Consider the following 16,166-nt stretch of genomic DNA (forward strand, 5'->3'; position numbering starts at 1 on the left):
ATGGACAAGCAGAGAGACTTCGTCCTCCGGACGATCGAGGAGCGCGGCGTCAAGTTCGTCCGCCTGTGGTTCACCGACGTCATCGGCACGCTCAAGTCGGTCGCCATCGCGCCGGCCGAGGTCGAGGGCGCGTTCGCCGAGGGCATCGGCTTCGACGGCTCGGCCATCGAGGGGCTCACGCGCAGCCATGAGTCCGATCTGCTCGCGCAGCCCGATCCGACGACGTTCCAGACTCTGCCGTGGCGGGGCGAGATCGATCCGACCGCCCGCATGTTCTGCGACCTGACGACGCCCGACGGCCAGCCCGCGGTCGCCGACCCGCGCCACGTGCTCAAGCGCACGCTCGCGAAGGCAGCCGATGCCGGGTTCACGTTCTACACGCACCCCGAGATCGAGTTCTACCTGCTCAAGTCGTCGCAGTACGGTCCGGAGGGACCGGTTCCGGTCGACTCCGCCGGGTACTTCGACAACGTGCCCGGTGGCACGGCGCACGACTTCCGTCGTCGTTCGGTGCGGATGCTCGAAGACCTCGGCATCTCGGTCGAGTTCAGCCACCATGAGGGCGGACCCGGTCAGAACGAGATCGACCTGCGCTACGCGGACGCCCTCACCACCGCCGACAACGTGATGACGTTCCGCACGGTGATCAAGGAGGTGGCGATCGAGCAGGGCGTGTACGCGACCTTCATGCCGAAGCCCCTCAGCGGCCACCCGGGCAGTGGCATGCACACGCACATGTCGCTGTTCGAGGGCGACCAGAACGCGTTCTACGAAGAGGGCGCGAAGTACCAGCTCTCGAAGACCGGGCGTCACTTCATCGCCGGCCTCCTGCGCCATGCGAACGAGATCTCGGCTGTCACGAACCAGTTCGTCAACTCGTACAAGCGCCTGTGGGGCGGCGACGAGGCCCCGAGCTTCGTCACGTGGGGGCACGCCAACCGCTCCGCGCTCGTGCGCGTGCCGATGTACAAGCCCAACAAGGGGCAGTCGTCGCGCGTCGAGTACCGCGCGCTGGACTCCGCCGCGAACCCGTACCTGGCGTACGCGCTCATGCTGGCCGCCGGCCTCAAGGGCATCGAGGACGAGTACGAGCTCCCGCCCGAGGCCGAGGACAACGTGTGGTCGCTCAGCGACGCCGAGCGCCGCGCGCTGGGCTACTCGTCGCTGCCCGCGAGCCTCGACCACGCCCTCGAGTACATGGAGGACTCCGAGCTCGTCGCCGAGACGCTGGGCGAGCAGGTGTTCAACTACGTGCTGCTCAACAAGCGCAAGGAGTGGGAGGCGTACCGCGGCCAGGTCACGCCGCTCGAGCTGAAGAACAACCTCGAGCTGCTCTGAGCCGTGCGCATGGCCCGTCCGGACGATTCCTTCTCGCTGTCCGCGCTGGCTCGACTCGGATTCGATGAGCTCGGCGAGGCCGCGGAGGCCCTCGCCGAGCTCGCCGAACTGCTCGGTCGCTCGCGTGCCGAGCTGCTGACGGGGGCGGATGCCGCCGACCCCGACGCGGCCGTGCGCGGGATGCTGCGGGTGGCGCGACGCGATCCCGCGCCGTTGGCGGCCCTGCTCGACGGCGGAGACACCCAGCGCCGCACCTGGCGGGTGTTCGGGGCATCCGAGGGGTTGGCGGAGTTCTTTCTCCGCAACCCCGCGGAGCTCGCGGTGCTCGCCGACGAGGTCGATGCGTTGCCGACGGCCGACGACCTCACCCGGGCGATGCTCGCCGGTGTCGGCGCCGTCGACGGCTTCGCACGGTCCGGCGGTGACGACGAGGTCGTGGCGCTCCGGGTCGCCTACCGCCGCAGCCTCGCGGCGATCGCCGCCTACGATCTGACCCGGACCGCACCGGTCGAGGCTCTCGCCGATGTGGCGGCGGCGCTGGCGGACGCGGCCGGTGCGGCGCTCGAGGCCTCGCTGGCCGTGGCGCGCAGCCGATTGCGCGAGACCGTCGATCAGCGCGAGGTGGCGGCCGTCCGCCTCTCGATCATCGGCATGGGCAAGGCCGGTGCGCGGGAGCTCAACTACGTCAGCGACGTCGACGTGATCTTCGTCGGCGGCACGGCCGATGAGGAGATCGTCTCCGAGTCGCGTGCGATCGATCTGGCGACGAAGCTCGCCCGCGAGACCATGCGCGGCCTGAGCGGTATCGAGAAGGAGCCGCCTCTCTGGGAGGTCGACGCGAACCTGCGGCCGGAGGGCAAGCAGGGTGCTCTGGTCCGCTCGCTCGGATCCCATCTGGCCTATTACGACCGCTGGGCGAAGAGCTGGGAGTTCCAGGCCCTGCTGAAGGCGCGGCCCCTCGCCGGCGATCCGGAGCTGGGGGCGGAGTACATCGGCGCCGTGCAGCCGAAGATCTGGTCGAGCGCGGCCCGCGAGGACTTCGTCGACAGCGTGCAGCGCATGCGCGAGCGCGTCAAGGAGCACATCGATCCGGAGGATGCCCCGTACCAGCTCAAGCTCGGCGAGGGCGGACTGCGAGACATCGAGTTCACCGTCCAGCTGCTGCAACTGGTGCATGGACTCACGGACGCCACCCTGCGCACCCGTGGCACCCTCGAGAGCCTGGAGGCCCTCGTCGAGGGCGGGTACATCGGGCGGGTCGAGGCGACGACCTTCGCCGACGACTACCGGGTCCTGCGACTGATGGAGCACCGGCTCCAGCTCAAGGAGCTCAGCCGCACCCACCTCCTGCCGCGGACGCCCGCGGGACTCCGGGTCCTCGCGCGCAGCACGGCGCTGGCCGACAGCGGTGACGGCATCTGGGCGCGCTGGGAGAGCGTGCGACGTGAAGTGCGCGAGATCCACACGCGACTCTTCTACCGTCCCCTCCTCAGTGCGGTCGCCGCGTTGCCCGAGGGCGAGCGCTCCCTGTCGACCGCGCAGGCGCACGATCGTCTGGCGGCGATCGGCTTCCGCGATCCGGCGGGCGCGTTGCGACACATCGGCGCGCTCACGAGCGGACTCAGCCGCAAGGCCACGATCCAGCGCCACCTCATGCCGGTGATGGTGCGATGGTTCGCCGACGGCACCGACCCCGATTACGGCCTGATCGCGTTCCGCCGCATCAGCGAGCGCCTGGGCAACACGCACTGGTTCCTCCGGATGCTGCGGGACTCCTCGGGGGCGGCCGAGAGCCTCACCCGGATCCTGTCGACGTCGCGGTACATCGGCGAACTCATGGAATGGATCCCGGAGTCCGTGGCCTGGCTCGACAGCACCGAGGCTCTGCGTCCGCGCGGCGGCGCCGCGCTGTCGGAGGAGGCCAGGGCGATCCAGACGCGGCACGAGACGATCGGCGACGCGCTGCGTGCCGTGCGCGCGCTGCGGCGTCGCGAGCTGCTGCGCACCGCGATGGGCGGGGTGCTCGACGTCCTGACGATCGAGGACGTCGCGACCGCTCTCACCGACATCACCGAGGCGACCATCCAGGCCGCGCTGCGTGCGGTGCTGCGCGAGGTCGTGCCGCCCGAAGACGATGCGCTCGACTTCGCGGTGATCGCCATGGGCCGGTTCGGGGGAGCGGAGCTGGGCTTCGGATCGGATGCCGACATCCTCTACGTGTACGCGGCGAACGGCGTCGATCCCGACCGCGCGCAGACGCTCGCGACGAAGATCGTCGCCGGTCTCCGTGAACAGGTCACCGACCATCGGCTTCCGCTCGATCTCGACGCGGGACTGCGCCCGGAGGGTCGCAACGGTCCGGTGGTGCGATCGATCGAGGCGTATGCCGAGTACTACCGCCGCTGGTCGCTGTCGTGGGAGGCGCAGGCGCTCCTGCGGGCGCGTGGCGTCGCCGGCAGCGCCAAGCTGATTGCGCGCTTCACCGAGCTGGCCGACACGATCCGCTACCCCGCGTCGATCGATCTGCAGGGCACCCGCGAGATCAAGCGCATCAAAGCGCGCGTCGAGGGGGAGAGGCTTCCCCAGGGGGCCGACCCGCGTCGCCACCTCAAGCTCGGCCCCGGGACGCTCAGCGATGTGGAGTGGCTCGTACAGCTGCTCCAGTTGCAGCACGCGCACGCCGTGCCGGGCCTGCGTACGACGTCGACGTTGGGAGCGCTCGGCGCGGCGGTCGATGCCGGACTCCTCCCGGCCGAGGTCGCCGATCGCCTCCGTGAGGCCTGGTTGCTGTCGAGCCGTCTGCGTTCGGCGATCACGATCCTCACCGGAACGACCAGCGACGTGCTCCCCGCGGATCGCCGCGAGCTCGACGGGATCGCGCGGATCCTCGGCTATCCCGACCGCTCGGCCACCGAGCTCGAGGAGGAGTACCTGGGCGTCACTCGACGCGCCCGCAAGGCGTTCGAACAGGAGTTCTACGGCTAGACCCGTGTCGACTTGCGGCGAGACGCGTTCGGCCCCAGGCTTGGCCTCATGAGCGTCTCGAGCATCGGCATCGTGTGGAATCCGTCCAAGATCGACGGAGACGAGGTGCGCGCCGCGGTCGACGAGGTCTTTGGAACGGATGCCCCGATCCGGTGGTGGGAGACGAGCATCGACGATCCGGGGCGCGGGATGGCCGCGGAGGCCGTCGCGGACGGGTGCGAGGTGGTCGTAGCGGTGGGCGGTGACGGGACGGTCCGTGCCGTCGCTGAAGCCCTGGCCGGCACGGAGGTCGCTCTGGGGATCGTTCCGCAGGGGACCGGCAACCTGCTCGCTCGCAACCTCGGAGTGCCGCTGACCGGTATGGTCGCGGCCCTCGAGCGCGTGCGCGATGCCACTCCGCAGCACATCGACCTGGGCTGGGTGGAGTTCAACGGCGAGACTCGCGCGTTCGCCGTCATGGTGGGGTTCGGGATTGATGCGCAGATGCTGGTCGAGACGAACGACGACCTCAAGGACCGGGCGGGATGGCTCGCGTATGTCGAAGCCATGGGGCGCGCGCTGGCGGGCACGGAGATGACCGACATCACCGTGACCGTGGATGATCGCGAACCCGAGGAGGTGCGCGGGCACACGATGCTCATCGGCAACTGCGGCATGCTCCAGGGCGGACTCCGCCTGCTCCCCGATGCGCAGCTCGACGACGGGTTGCTCGACATCCTCCTCATCAGCTCGGAGGGCGCGCTCCAGTGGATGAACACCCTGCGTTCGGTGGTGTGGGACAACGGCATCCGGCGGCTGCTCACCGGTGGCGACGAGGCGGTCAGCACCGATTCGGCGCAGCATCTCGCCGTGGAGAGGATCGCGGTCTCGCTCGCCCAGCCGCTCGTCTTCGAGATCGACGGTGAGGAGATGGGCGAGATCACTCAGTTCGCGGTGCGGGTGCAGCCGGGCGCTCTCACGGTGCGGTGAGCGCCGGCGGCACCTGCTTGCGGTCCTGAGCGGGGAACACGACCTTCTGCACGATGATGATGATGCTCGCCGCCACGGGGATCGCGACCAGGGCTCCGAGGATACCGCCGAGCGCACCGCCGGCGACGGCGGCGATCACGACGAGCGCGCCGGGCACGGCAACGGCCTTGTTCATGATGCGCGGGGAGAGCACGTAGGCCTCGACCTGCATGTACACCAGGTAGTAGATGATGGCGATGAGCGCGGTCACGGGGCTGATGAACAGGCAGATCAGCGAGTTGATGATCGACGCGGCCAGGGTGCCCACCAGCGGGATCATCGATCCGATGAAGGCGATGAGGGCGAGCAGTGCCGGCACTGGCGCACCGATGATGCTGAGGAAGATCAGGCTCAGGATGCCGTTGACGAGGGCGAGGCTCGCCTGACCCATGACGTAGCGCCCGACGGCGCCGGAGACGTCCTCTAGCAGGCCGCTGAACGTGTCGCGCTGGTAGGCGGGCACGAAGCGCGTCGCGACCTTCTTCATGCTGCGCAGCGAGGCCATGAAGTAGAGGGTGAGGATGAGCACGATCGTCACGCCCGTGAAGCCGCCGGCGATACCCGCGCCGACCGCGAACACCCCGCCGCTGATGTTGAGGATGTTGCCGGGATCCTGCACGAAGCTCAGAACCCCCTGGGCCGCGTCTTCGAAGGTCGATCCGAACTGCGCCGTCACGTCCTTGAACCAGGCGCTGGCCATGAAATCCTCGACCATCTGCGGGCCGTCGTTGACGAGGTTGGTGATCTGCTCCACGAGGATCGGGACGATCGCGAGGATGATGCCCGCGAAGGCGAGCACCACGACGGCGACGACGATCGCGACGGCGGCGGGCCGCGGGAGCTTGCGCTCGATGAACGAGACGATGGGGTCGAGTCCGAGAGCGAGGAAGATCGCGACGCCGATGTAGACGAACACCGTCGCCAGCTGGCCGACCATCCCGCCGATCGCGAGGGCCACCAGCACGCCGAGTGCGCCGAGCAGTCCGAACATGAAGGGATTCGTGCGGGCCGCGGCCGTGACCGAGCTGACCTGTCGCGAGGTGCGGCCCGTCGCGGGGCCCGATTCGATGGTCTCGGTCCTCGTGACTGATTTCCTGCGGCGCATGATGGATCCCCTCGTAGTGCAGACCTCTCAGTTGACCACCGCGTCCGACCCGGGTCAAGCAAGGACACGCGGGCTTGCGCAGGCCACTGTTCTGTGCCTGTAGATGGCGGGTCAGCGCAGGATGCCGCGGTGCCGGGCTTCCGATACCGCGGCCGTGCGCGACGTCGCGTCGAGCTTCGTGTAGATGTGCGCGAGATGCGACTTGACCGTCGTCTCACTCACGAAGAGCTCGCTCGCGATCTCGGTGTTGGTGCGGCCGGCTTCGACGAGTTCGAGCACCTGGATCTCGCGCGCGCTCAGGCTCGCCTTCGGGGCGCGCATCCGCTGCAGCAGCCGGGTGGCGATCACGGGCGCGAGTGCGCTCTCCCCGGCCGCGGCCGCACGGACCGCCGCGGAGAGCTCATGCGGCGGCGCGTCCTTCAGCAGGTAGCCGCTCGCGCCCGCCTCCACCGCTCCGAGGATGTCGGCGTCGGAGTCGTAGTTCGTGAGGACGAGCACGTAGGGCGGTGCGTCGAGTGCCCGGATCCTCCGCGTGGCCCCGGCACCGGATCCGGCCGTTCCCGCGCCGAACTGCAGATCCATGAGCACGACATCGGGGTTCGCGCGTTCCGCGACGGCGACGGCCTCGTCGGGGGTCGAGGCTTCCGCTATGACCTCGATGTCGTCGTCGAGGGCGAACAGAGCGACCAGTCCGGCGCGGACGATGGGATGGTCGTCGACGACCAGGAGGCGGATCATGCGCGGCCCTCGAGAGCCAAGGAGACGCGCAGCGTGGTCCCCGTACCCGGAAGGGAACGGACGTCGAGGGTGCCGCCGAGCTGATCGACGCGCTCGCGCGTCGCGCGCAGTCCGAACGAGTCCGAACGGGCGGGGCGGTCGGCGTCCAGGCCGGCGTCGAACCCGCGGCCGTCGTCGGAGATCACGAACTCCAGGTCGCCGGGACTCAGGGTGAGGGCGATCGTCGCGCTGCGCGCATCGGCGTGCTGCACGACGTTCGACATCGCTCCCTGGGCGATCCGCAGCAGCGCGGTCTGCACGTGCATGGGGAGATCGACCGCCTCCGAGACGCGCACGTCGACGTCGAGTCCCTGCGTCGACCAGTGGTCGTCGGCCAGACGGCGGAGGGCCCCCGCGAGACCGTGGTCATCGAGGTCCGGGGGAGCGAGTTCGCGAATGAAGCGGCGCGCCTCGCCGAGGTTGTCCGCGGCGGTCTCACGGGCGAGGCGGATGTGCTCGATCCCCGGGCGCTCCGGATCCGTCCGCTCGGCGGCATGGAGCAGCATCTGGATGCTCGACAGCCCCTGCGCGAGCGTGTCGTGGATCTCCCGTGCGAGACGTGCGCGCTCCGCCAGCACTCCCGACTCGTGCTCGGTGGTCGCCAATCGGTCGCGGGTCGCGAGCAGTTCGCGCATGAGATCTTCCCGCTGCCGTGCCTCCTGAGCGAGGGCTTCGTAGCCGAGGCCGATCAGCAGGGCGACGCCGGCGCCGACGAGGGGACCCACGACCCCGCCGACGGTCCAGCCGCTGTGAAGACCGAGCGTGCAGATCGCCACCCCGGTCGCCAGGAGCAGGGCGAGCGTGCCCCATCGGCGCCCGAGCACGTGCAGGTAGAGGAAGAACAGCGGGAAGACCAGATACGCGGCCTCGGCGGTGAGGAAGACCAGGAGCACCCATTCGACGCTGACCGCCGCGAGCCACACACCCGTGAGCCAGCTCGAGCGAGAGGTCGAGCGAGCCAGCGCAGCCCCGCACCCGTATGTCGCCAGAAGCGCGACGGTGAGGGCGATCGCGGGGATGCTCGTCGAGGTCGGAGCGAGGAAGGCCCGCACGATGACGAGTCCGCACAGCGCGACGAACAGGAGGTGCAATCCCGTCCGCAACCCCGTGAAGACGGGCGTGAGCGGGGTGTGGGCCATGCCTCGAATCCTACGCTTCGGGGTGCGCACCGCATCGTCCGAAAGGACGATTCCGTCCCCCACCGAACGGCCGGTCAGGACCATGCACACGGCCGATGAGCGCGGACCACCGAGACAGGAGAGTGGAAGCGTCGTCATTCCGACGGCAGGAGAGGAACCCCGCATGTACATCGCCCTCCGCGACCTGCGCTTCGCCCGCGGACGATTCGTCCTGATCGGCACCGTCGTCGCGCTCATCACCGTCCTGGTCGGATTTCTCAGTGGCCTGACCGGCGGCCTCGCCGTCCAGAACATCTCCGCCGTGGTCGGCATCCCCGGGGACCGCGTGGTCTTCGCCGATCCCGGTGCCGACGACGGCCCGAGCTTCGCCGAGTCACGAGTGACCGCGGAGCAGGCATCCGAGTGGGAATCCACCGCCGGTGTCGAATCCGTGCACCCCCTCGGCATCAGTCAGACCAGAGCGGAGTCGGAAGACACCGTCGCATCGATCGCCGTCTTCGGCGTGCAGCCCGACTTCGCACCACAGTCGCCGGTCGCCTCCGGAGAGCTCGTGCTCTCGAGTCCCGCAGCGGACGAGCTCGGCGCGCACCTCGGCGACCCGGTCACGATCGCGGGCACCGCGTACACGGTCGTGGGTATCGGGGGAGACGACTGGTACAGTCACACGCCCGTCGTGCGGATGACCCTCGCGGATTGGCAGGCGTACGCGGAAGCGACCGGTGATCCGGATGCCTTCGCCACGGTGCTCGCGGTCACCGGTTCACCCGAGTGGGACGCGGCGGACAGCCGGATCGGCACTCGATCCACGACCATCGTCGGCTCTCTGACGGCGCTGAGCGCCTTCCGTTCGGAGATCGGGTCCCTGCTCCTCATGGTCGCGATGCTCTTCGGCATCTCGGCGCTGGTCATCGGCGCGTTCTTCACCGTGTGGACGATGCAGCGCACACCCGACATCGCGATCCTGAAGGCCCTCGGCGCCCGCACTTCGGTGCTCGTGCGCGATGCGCTCGGACAGGCGGCGCTGGTGCTCGTGGTGGGCATCGGCGTCGGGATCGGCGTCGTGTCGATCCTCGGGAGTCTTGCGGGTGCCGCGCTGCCGTTCCTCCTGAGTCCGCTCACCACCGTGCTTCCGGCCGTGCTCATGATCGTTCTCGGTCTCGCCGGCGCCGCGTTCGCCCTCCGTTCCGTCACCTCCGCCGACCCCCTCACCGCACTCGGGAGCAACCGATGATCCGCCTCGAAGACATCACCCTCACCTTCCCCGACGGAAGCGATCGCATCACCGCCGTCGACCAGGTCACGCTCTCGTCATCCCCGGGCGAGGTGACGGCGATCACCGGGCCGAGCGGCTCGGGCAAGTCGAGCCTGCTGGCGGTCGCGGCCACGCTGATCCGGCCGGACTCCGGTCGTGTCGTGATCGACGGCGTCGATGCCACGACCCTGACGGCAGATCGGGCGTCTGAACTGCGCCGCACGTCCATCGGGATCGTCTTCCAGCAATCGAATCTCCTCCCGTCCCTGACCGCTCGCGAGCAACTCGTGGTCATGAACGAGCTCGGTGGCGGTCGTCCGCGGCGACGCCGTGCGGCCGCGACCCGACGTGCCGAATCGCTCCTCAGGGATGTCGGCCTCGCAGAGCACCTCGACAAGCGCCCGCACCAGCTCTCGGGAGGACAGCGTCAGCGCGTGAACATCGCGCGTGCGCTGATGAACGAACCGAGCGTGCTCCTCGTCGACGAACCGACCAGCGCACTCGACCAGGAGCGCGGCGCGAGCATCATCGACCTGCTGCTGCGTCTGACCGACGAGCGGCGCACGTCGACGCTGCTCGTCACCCACGATCTCGTCCATCTGCCACGGATGCACTCCGTGGTCCAGCTCGTCGACGGACGTATCGATCACCCGGCCGCGGTCACGCGCTGACTGGCTCTTGCGCACTCCCGTCCCGCGACGCACCATCGGAGCATGACCAAGTACCTGATCTCCTTCCCCGCCGAAGCGATGGATCTGACGGAGGAGGAGTTCCCGGAAGTCGTCGAGACCTCGCACGCCGTGATCGACGAGGCGAAGGCCGCGGGCGTCTACGTCTTCGGCGGCGGGATCGACGAGGACGTGGCTCCGGTGCTCGTGACCGGTCGCGGTGCCGTGAGCGACGAGACGTACCCCGGGTCGCGGATCACCGGAGGATTCCTCGTCCTCGAGCTGCCCACGCGAGCGGATGCCGTCGACTGGGCTGCGCGCGTCGCGCACGCATGCCGGTGCCCTCAGGAGCTCCGGGAGTTCGGGTACGACCCGGCGAGCTGACGAGCCTCGGCCCGGGCGTGACAGGCTGGGACCATGAACTCCGCGGTCGATCCCCTCTCCTACGATCTCGACGGCGTGCGCGACCGGGCGTTGCGCGAGCGAGGGGGCGTCGTCGACGACAGCATCCCGGAACTCGCCGATGCCGACCCCGATCTGCTGGGCATCGCGCTCGTCACGCTCGACGGCGAGACGAGGGTGACCGCTCAGGCCGACGTGCAGATCAGCATCCAATCCGCCGTCAAGCCGTTCCTCTTCGCCCTGGCGCTCCAGGACCATGGAGCCGCGGCTCTCGATCGTCTGGGCATCGAGCCGACGGGGGAGGCCTTCGACGCGATCAAGCTGGAGAGCGGCACCGGTCGCCCGCCCAACCCGATGGTCAACGCCGGCGCGCTGCTCACCTCGGCGCTGGTGGACGGCGCGGATGCCGCCGCCAGGAGTCGACGGATCCTCGCGGGACTGTCGGCTTTCGCGGGTCGTGACCTGAGCGTCTCCGAGAGCGTCGCCGAGAGCGAGCACCTGCTCGGTGATCGCAATCACGCGCTCGCTCACCTGATGCGCTCGGAGGGCACGCTGCAGGTCGGCGCCGACGAGGCGGTCGCCGTCTACGCCCGCGCGTGCGCCGTTCTCGTCGACGCGCGCGACCTGGCGGCCATGGGCGCCACGCTCGCCGCCGGAGGGCGGAACCCCCTCACCGGCGTCGAGGTCGTGGGGGCGGACGTGGCACGCGACGTCATCTCGGTCATGGCGACCTGCGGCGTGTACGACGGATCGGGGAGGTGGATGCGCCAGGTCGGTGTGCCGGCGAAGTCGAGCGTGTCCGGCGCGATCGTCCTCGCGGCGCCGGCGGCTCTGGGAGCGGCCGTGGTGAGTCCGCCACTCGACGAGCAGGGGACCAGCGTGCGCGGACATCACGTGAGCGAGGTCCTGAGCCGGGAGCTCGGCCTCCACGCGTTCGCGATGCCGCGCGGGTGACGCCGCTGCAGAACGAAAGAGCGCCCCGCCGGCCGAAGCCGGTGGGGCGCTCTTCTCGATCCGGGATCAGACCCCGAAGTACAGCTCGTATTCGAACGGGTGCGGGCGCTGCGCCATCGGGAGGATCTCGTTCTCGTACTTGTACGAGATCCAGGTCTCGATGAGCTCCTTGGTGAACACGCCGCCCTCGAGGAGGAACTGGTGGTCGGCCGCGAGAGCGTCGAGCGAGTCGAGCAGCGAGTTCGGCACCTGCGGGATGCCCTTGGCCTCCTCGGGCGGAAGCTCGTAGAGGTCCTTGTCGACGGGCTCGTGCGGCTCGGTGCGGTTCTTGATGCCGTCGAGGCCGGCCATGAGCTGCGCGGCGAAGGCCAGGTACGGGTTACCCGAGGCATCCGGCGCGCGGAACTCGATGCGCTTGGCCTTGGGGTTGGAGCCGGTGATCGGGATGCGGATCGCGGCGGAGCGGTTGCCCGCCGAGTAGACCAGGTTGACCGGCGCCTCGAAGCCCTTGACCAGACGGTGGTAGCTGTTCAGCGTCGGGTTGGTGAAGGCGAGCAGGGCCGGCGCGTGCGCCAGGATGCCACCGATGTACCAGCGCGCGATGTCGCTGAGCTGGCCGTAGCCCGCCTCGTCGTAGAACAGCGGCTTGCCGTCGTTCCACAGCGACTGGTGCGTGTGCATGCCGGAACCGTTGTCGCCGTAGAGCGGCTTGGGCATGAAGGTCGCGACCTTGCCCCACTCGTTGGCGGTGTTCTTGACGATGTACTTGAACTTCAGGATGTCGTCGGCCGCGTGCACCATCGTGTCGAAGCGGTAGTTGATCTCCTGCTGACCTGCGGTGCCCACCTCGTGGTGCGAGCGCTCGAGGATGAAGCCGGCGTCGATCAGCTTGAGCGTGATGTCGTCGCGCAGGTCGGCCGTCTTGTCGACCGGGCTGACGGGGAAGTAGCCGCCCTTGTACGGGGTCTTGTTGGCGAGGTTTCCGCCCTCTTCCTCGCGACCGGTGTTCCACGCGGCCTCTTCGGAGTCGACCTTGTAGAAGCTCTCACCGGCGGTGACGGAGTAGCGCACGTCGTCGAAGATGTAGAACTCGGCCTCGGGGGCGAAGAACGCGGTGTCGGCGATGCCGGTGGAGGCGAGGTACTTCTCGGCCTTCTTGGCGACCTGGCGCGGGTCCTTCGAGTAGATCTCACCCGTGCGCGGGTTGTAGATGTCGAAGATCATCACGAGGGTGCTCGCCTCGCGGAAGGGGTCGATGTACGCGGTGGTGACATCGGGGATGAGCTGCATGTCGGACTCGTGGATGCTGGCGAAGCCGCGGATCGAGGAGCCGTCGAACAGCTGGCCCTCGGTGAAGAACGCTTCGTCGACCGTCGATGCAGGAATGTTGAAGTGCTGCTGCACACCGGGGAGATCGGTGAAACGGATGTCAAGGAACTTGACGTCGTTCTCCTTGATGTAGCTCAGAACCTCGGACGAATCTTTGAACATGTACGACTCCTGTAAGACGGATCGATGGCTTCGGGGCCACTCGCAGAGTACGGTCGGGGGATTTCTCCACGGTATCGACTTTGTTTCGGGCGTGTTACAGCGCCTCGCCGGTCGGAGCGCATATCGGCCCTCGGTAGGCTGGGATGGTGACGGATGCTGTGAACGCTTACCCCGGTGAACGCCTCGGACTGCCCGCGTCGGGCACGGGGAGCGTCGGCCGCCTCGGACGACGCATCGGAGCGCTCCTGATCGATTACGTCGCGGCGACGATCATCGCCACCGCGTTCCTCGGTTTCGACCAGTTCGCCCTGCCCGCCGAGGCGGGACTCAGCCAGTTCGGCCCGATGGCCGTGTTCGCCCTGCTGCAGATCCTCTTCATCCCCACGGCGGGAGGAAGCCCCGGGCACCGCATCCTGGGGATGCGCGTGGTGCGCCTCGACGGCGGCTGGGTGGGCCTGTGGCGACCGATCGTGCGCACGGCGCTGCTCATCGTCGTGATCCCCGCGGTGATCTTCGATGCCGACCAGCGCGGACTCCACGACAAGGTCGTGGGCACGGTGCTGATCCGCACCTGAACGGTCAGATCCTGCCGCGGTTCCGGCGACGGGCGTCACGTGGCGCCCGGCCCCCGAGGAACGATCGCGCGGGGTCGACCGAGAACCCCTGTCGGAGCGCCTCCCGGCCGATGAGCATGCGGAAGCCCATCTCGTCGCGGTTGCTCAGCGTGACCTCCGCCAGCACCTCGCGGTCGACGAGGCGGATGAGGAGCTCCACCACGAGGCGCTCCTGCGCGTGGCCGGAGGAGCTGCGCACCGCGCGACGGTCGTGCACGGGGGACTCGACGACGACGGCATCCGCCTGACTGTCCTGCCAGGGCTTCACCTTGAATCTGACCCACGGCGCGCCGTCCTGATCGAACTCGTGGATGTCGAACGCGTGGAGCGATGAAGTACGCGCGCCGGTGTCGATCTTGGCCTTGATCCAGTCCACGCCGAGATCGGGCAGGCTCACCCATTCTCGCCACCCCGTAAGAGTGTTTGAATGGGATGTCTTCGTCACCCGACCATCCTGGCAGGAAATCTTCGTGAAGCTCGCAGTGCTCTCCCGTGCGCCCCAGGCGTACTCCACCCAGCGCCTCCGTGCCGCCGCGCTCCAGCGCGGGCACAACGTCAAGGTGCTGAACACGTTGCGCTTCGCGATCGATCTCACCGCGGACGAACCCGACCTGCACTATCGGGGGCGTCAGCTCAGCGATTACGACGCGATCCTGCCCCGCATCGGCAACTCGATCACGTACTTCGGCACCGCCGTCGTGCGACAGTTCGAGCAGATGGACGTCTACACCCCGAACACGGCCAACGGAATCTCGAGCGCCCGAGACAAGCTGCGCGCGAACCAGATCCTGTCGCGGCACAACATCGCCATGCCGCCCACTGCCTTCGTGCGCAACCGCGCCGACGTGCGCCCGGCCATCGAGCGCGTCGGCGGGGCTCCCGTCGTCATCAAGCTCCTGGAGGGCACGCAGGGGATCGGCGTGATCCTCGCCCCGCAGGTCAAGGTGGCGGAGGCGATCATCGAAACGCTGCACTCCACGAAGCAGAACGTGCTGATCCAGAAGTTCATCGCCGAGAGCCGGGGCCGCGACATCCGCGCGCTCGTCGTCGGCGATCGCGTCGTCGCGGCGATGCGCCGTTCGGCGGCCGGCGACGAGTTCCGATCGAACGTGCACCGTGGCGGATCGGTCGAGGCGGTCGAGCTCGATCCGGTGTACGAGCGCGCCGCCGTCCGGTCCGCTCAGATCATGGGCCTGCGCGTCGCCGGCGTCGACATGCTCGAGGGTGATGACGGCCCTCTCGTGATGGAGGTGAACTCCTCGCCGGGTCTCCAGGGCATCGAGACGGCGACCAAGCTCGACGTCGCGGGAGCGATCATCGACTACATCGCCGGACAGGTCGCGTTCCCCGAGATCGATGTGCGTCAGCGCCTCACGGTCTCGACCGGGTACGGCGTCGCCGAGCTCATGGTGCACGGTGCCGTCGACCTCGTGGGCAAGACGCTCGGCGAGGCGGGCCTGTGGGAACGCGACATCACCGTGCTGACGCTGCACCGCGGGGTGACGGTGATCCCCAACCCGCGCAAGCACGTCGTGCTCGAGGCCGATGACCGGCTGTTCTGCTTCGGGAAGCTCGACGAGATGCGCTCGATGGTGCCCGAGCGTCGCCGCCGGCGCGCCAAGGTGCGGCGCCTGCCTCGCCAGCCCCTCTCGGAATGAGAGAAGCGCGGCCGTCCCCCGAGGGGAACGGCCGCGCTTCGTCTTTCTTCGGCCGTCGGCGCTCAGCGCGGACGCTGGGCGCGTACCTTGGTCGGGTCGATCCCCTTCGGGATCGGCAGCGACGACAGCGACTGCGACACCGACTCGATGCGGCGGATGACGGCGGCCATCGTGGCCTTGTCGATCGCCTTCGGGATCTTCTTGATCGTCTTGGCGAGGTCGGAGATCGCGACCTCGTCATCGCCGTGTCCGACGTAGAGCACCGTGACGGGCACGCCGTTGGCGACGCGCTGGGCCTTGCTGCGCTCCTCGTTGATCAGACGGGTGAGGCGTCCGCGCGCACCCTCGCCGACGACGACGATGCCGCCGCGGCCGACCGCGCGGTAGACGGCCTCCTGGGTCTTGGGGTTGATGCCGACCGGGGTGTCGGATGCCTGCCAGCGGCGTCCGAGGCTGGTGCTGATGACGTGGCCGGTGGCGCCGGGCATGCCGTCGATCTTCGTGTACATCGCCGAGGTCGACAGGCGCGTCATGAGGAACATCGCGGCGAGGACGCCGAGCATGAGTCCGGTGATGCCCCAGAGCAGAAGAGTCCACCACTGCAGCGGGGGGATCAGGTACCCGACGACGAGTCCGATGAGGATGCCGCCGATGAGGATCGCGAGCTGCGCCCAGGGCAGCCAGGGGTACGCCTCCTTCGTGAACCTGAAGAGGGACTTGATCTGGGAGAAGAACCCAGGACGCTTCTCGGGTTCGGGAGTCTTTGCCATAGGGA

General features: G+C 68.7%; 15 protein-coding genes. 9 read left to right on the plus strand and 6 right to left on the minus strand.

Features of this window, described 5'->3' with window-relative positions; translation table 11 throughout:
• The 3 genes from glnA (WFJ97_RS01770) to WFJ97_RS01780 are packed head-to-tail and all read left to right on the plus strand — an operon-like array spanning nucleotide 1 to nucleotide 5,292.
• Nucleotides 1–1,338 (plus strand): type I glutamate--ammonia ligase, encoded by a 1,338-nt coding sequence (gene glnA / locus WFJ97_RS01770; RefSeq protein ID WP_247622339.1) that lies wholly within the window; start codon nucleotides 1–3, stop codon nucleotides 1,336–1,338.
• Nucleotides 1,339–1,347: 9 nt separating this feature from the next.
• A complete protein-coding gene (locus WFJ97_RS01775) occupies nucleotides 1,348–4,323 on the plus strand; it encodes a bifunctional [glutamine synthetase] adenylyltransferase/[glutamine synthetase]-adenylyl-L-tyrosine phosphorylase (RefSeq protein ID WP_336640280.1) in 2,976 nt (991 codons plus the stop codon).
• Between the two features lie 48 nt (nucleotides 4,324–4,371).
• On the plus strand, nucleotides 4,372–5,292 hold the full coding sequence (locus WFJ97_RS01780; RefSeq protein WP_247622341.1) for a diacylglycerol/lipid kinase family protein: 921 nt from the start codon (nucleotides 4,372–4,374) through the stop codon (nucleotides 5,290–5,292).
• Here the strand turns inward: WFJ97_RS01780 and WFJ97_RS01785 are convergent.
• From WFJ97_RS01785 to WFJ97_RS01795, 3 genes are all read right to left on the minus strand, one after another.
• A complete protein-coding gene (locus tag WFJ97_RS01785) occupies nucleotides 5,279–6,322 on the minus strand; it encodes an AI-2E family transporter (RefSeq protein WP_247622342.1) in 1,044 nt (347 codons plus the stop codon). The two genes, WFJ97_RS01780 and WFJ97_RS01785, sit on opposite strands and share 14 nt — an antisense overlap.
• A 225-nt stretch (nucleotides 6,323–6,547) precedes the next feature.
• Complete coding sequence (locus tag WFJ97_RS01790; RefSeq protein WP_336640281.1) at nucleotides 6,548–7,174, minus strand: response regulator transcription factor; 627 nt, start codon at nucleotides 7,172–7,174, stop codon at nucleotides 6,548–6,550.
• On the minus strand, nucleotides 7,171–8,352 hold the full coding sequence (locus WFJ97_RS01795; RefSeq protein ID WP_336640282.1) for a sensor histidine kinase: 1,182 nt from the start codon (nucleotides 8,350–8,352) through the stop codon (nucleotides 7,171–7,173). The genes WFJ97_RS01790 and WFJ97_RS01795 overlap by 4 nt, the downstream gene beginning before the upstream one ends.
• Nucleotides 8,353–8,515: 163 nt before the next feature.
• Here WFJ97_RS01795 and WFJ97_RS01800 point away from each other — a divergent pair, with 163 nt between their 5' ends.
• Genes WFJ97_RS01800 through glsA form a run of 4 tightly spaced genes read left to right on the plus strand, consistent with a single transcriptional unit; the run spans nucleotide 8,516 to nucleotide 11,628 of the window.
• A complete protein-coding gene (locus tag WFJ97_RS01800) occupies nucleotides 8,516–9,583 on the plus strand; it encodes an ABC transporter permease (protein WP_336640283.1) in 1,068 nt (355 codons plus the stop codon).
• Nucleotides 9,580–10,275, plus strand: a complete 696-nt coding sequence (locus WFJ97_RS01805) for an ABC transporter ATP-binding protein (protein WP_336640284.1) — start codon at nucleotides 9,580–9,582, stop codon at nucleotides 10,273–10,275. The genes WFJ97_RS01800 and WFJ97_RS01805 overlap by 4 nt, the downstream gene beginning before the upstream one ends.
• A 42-nt stretch (nucleotides 10,276–10,317) precedes the next feature.
• Entirely contained in the window at nucleotides 10,318–10,656 is a 339-nt protein-coding gene (locus WFJ97_RS01810; RefSeq protein WP_336640285.1) for a YciI family protein, read from the plus strand.
• Between the two features lie 33 nt (nucleotides 10,657–10,689).
• Complete coding sequence (gene glsA, locus WFJ97_RS01815; RefSeq protein WP_336640286.1) at nucleotides 10,690–11,628, plus strand: glutaminase A; 939 nt, start codon at nucleotides 10,690–10,692, stop codon at nucleotides 11,626–11,628.
• A 66-nt stretch (nucleotides 11,629–11,694) separates the two neighbouring features.
• Here glsA and glnA (WFJ97_RS01820) read toward each other — a convergent pair whose 3' ends face one another.
• Nucleotides 11,695–13,119 carry a type I glutamate--ammonia ligase gene (glnA, locus tag WFJ97_RS01820; RefSeq protein WP_247622350.1) on the minus strand — a complete coding sequence of 475 codons (1,425 nt, stop codon included), beginning with the start codon at nucleotides 13,117–13,119 and terminating at the stop codon, nucleotides 11,695–11,697.
• Nucleotides 13,120–13,262: 143 nt separating this feature from the next.
• Here glnA (WFJ97_RS01820) and WFJ97_RS01825 point away from each other — a divergent pair, with 143 nt between their 5' ends.
• Nucleotides 13,263–13,694: an RDD family protein gene (locus WFJ97_RS01825; protein ID WP_247622351.1), complete on the plus strand. Its 432-nt coding sequence runs from the start codon at nucleotides 13,263–13,265 to the stop codon at nucleotides 13,692–13,694.
• Nucleotides 13,695–13,698: 4 nt separating this feature from the next.
• Here the strand turns inward: WFJ97_RS01825 and WFJ97_RS01830 are convergent, their stop codons facing one another.
• A complete protein-coding gene (locus tag WFJ97_RS01830; protein WP_336640287.1) occupies nucleotides 13,699–14,178 on the minus strand; it encodes an ATP-dependent zinc protease family protein in 480 nt (159 codons plus the stop codon).
• A 25-nt stretch (nucleotides 14,179–14,203) separates the two neighbouring features.
• Between WFJ97_RS01830 and WFJ97_RS01835 the strand changes: the two genes are divergently transcribed.
• The gene (locus WFJ97_RS01835) at nucleotides 14,204–15,391 is read left to right on the plus strand and encodes a RimK family alpha-L-glutamate ligase (protein WP_247622353.1); all 1,188 of its coding nucleotides are present in this window, start codon (nucleotides 14,204–14,206) and stop codon (nucleotides 15,389–15,391) included.
• Between the two features lie 62 nt (nucleotides 15,392–15,453).
• Here WFJ97_RS01835 and WFJ97_RS01840 read toward each other — a convergent pair whose 3' ends face one another.
• Nucleotides 15,454–16,161 carry a DUF4191 family protein gene (locus WFJ97_RS01840; protein ID WP_247622354.1) on the minus strand — a complete coding sequence of 236 codons (708 nt, stop codon included), beginning with the start codon at nucleotides 16,159–16,161 and terminating at the stop codon, nucleotides 15,454–15,456.
• Nucleotides 16,162–16,166: the final 5 nt, after the last annotated feature.

Origin of the sequence: Microbacterium sp. USHLN272 (assembly GCF_037149655.1) — a bacterium.
Classification (GTDB): domain Bacteria; phylum Actinomycetota; class Actinomycetes; order Actinomycetales; family Microbacteriaceae; genus Microbacterium; species Microbacterium galbinum.

Bases quoted from the DNA above. Each gene is read 5' to 3' on its own strand.
- glnA (WP_247622339.1), top strand. From the start codon at position 1: ATGGACAAGCAGAGAGACTTCGTCCTCCGGACGATCGAGGAGCGCGGC.
- WFJ97_RS01775 (WP_336640280.1), top strand. From the start codon at position 1,348: ATGGCCCGTCCGGACGATTCCTTCTCGCTGTCCGCGCTGGCTCGACTC.
- WFJ97_RS01780 (WP_247622341.1), top strand. From the start codon at position 4,372: ATGAGCGTCTCGAGCATCGGCATCGTGTGGAATCCGTCCAAGATCGAC.
- WFJ97_RS01785 (WP_247622342.1), bottom strand. From the start codon at position 6,322: ATGTTCGGACTGCTCGGCGCACTCGGCGTGCTGGTGGCCCTCGCGATC.
- WFJ97_RS01790 (WP_336640281.1), bottom strand. From the start codon at position 7,174: ATGATCCGCCTCCTGGTCGTCGACGACCATCCCATCGTCCGCGCCGGA.
- WFJ97_RS01795 (WP_336640282.1), bottom strand. From the start codon at position 8,352: ATGGCCCACACCCCGCTCACGCCCGTCTTCACGGGGTTGCGGACGGGA.
- WFJ97_RS01800 (WP_336640283.1), top strand. From the start codon at position 8,516: ATGTACATCGCCCTCCGCGACCTGCGCTTCGCCCGCGGACGATTCGTC.
- WFJ97_RS01805 (WP_336640284.1), top strand. From the start codon at position 9,580: ATGATCCGCCTCGAAGACATCACCCTCACCTTCCCCGACGGAAGCGAT.
- WFJ97_RS01810 (WP_336640285.1), top strand. From the start codon at position 10,318: ATGACCAAGTACCTGATCTCCTTCCCCGCCGAAGCGATGGATCTGACG.
- glsA (WP_336640286.1), top strand. From the start codon at position 10,690: ATGAACTCCGCGGTCGATCCCCTCTCCTACGATCTCGACGGCGTGCGC.
- glnA (WP_247622350.1), bottom strand. From the start codon at position 13,119: ATGTTCAAAGATTCGTCCGAGGTTCTGAGCTACATCAAGGAGAACGAC.
- WFJ97_RS01825 (WP_247622351.1), top strand. From the start codon at position 13,263: ATGGTGACGGATGCTGTGAACGCTTACCCCGGTGAACGCCTCGGACTG.
- WFJ97_RS01840 (WP_247622354.1), bottom strand. From the start codon at position 16,161: ATGGCAAAGACTCCCGAACCCGAGAAGCGTCCTGGGTTCTTCTCCCAG.